1 protein-coding gene is annotated in these 489 nt (G+C 56.6%); it reads right to left on the bottom strand.

Features of this window, described 5'->3' with window-relative positions:
- Window positions 1-46 precede the first annotated feature (46 nt).
- The gene (locus AC0T7J_RS25155; RefSeq protein ID WP_473798445.1) at window positions 47-412 is read right to left on the bottom strand and encodes a DUF3302 domain-containing protein; all 366 of its coding nucleotides are present in this window, start codon (window positions 410-412) and stop codon (window positions 47-49) included.
- Window positions 413-489 lie beyond the last annotated feature (77 nt).

A 489-nucleotide genomic window follows, 5' to 3' on the forward strand; every position in this document is an offset into this window, starting at 1 on the left:
TTCCTGTCGTGCTCTCGGTCGCCGTGTTGTCTTCCGTGGCGCTTATCTACTGGTAATAGTGATCGTGCTTGTCTCGGCCATAAGCCAACCGATAGCCGACCGGCTTCGTATACGCCCACAGCCAGGCAAAGGGCCACAGCATTCCGCCGAACACCAGCGACATCAGGCACAGCGCCTTGATGGCGTCAGCTTGGGGATGATGCCGTTTCTCGGCGATGACTTCCGGCAGGACGTGGAGTTTCCAGAATATCCAGATGGCCAGTATCGGCACCAGAACAAGCACGAACCAGACGAGCACATCGGCGATCGAGTCTTCCAGATGTGCGGATACGGCGTGTGCCGTCATGGGAATGAGGGTCGTCGCGATGGTCAAGGCGACGACGAGTCGAGACCGCAATGTCGGAAGAAACATATAGCGCCCCTTTCCCCAATGAAACCCCTGCATTCAGCTCGTCACGGGGTAGTCTTTTTATCAGGATGCTCATGCAA

This window comes from Pantoea sp. E956-1 (genome assembly GCF_982223955.1).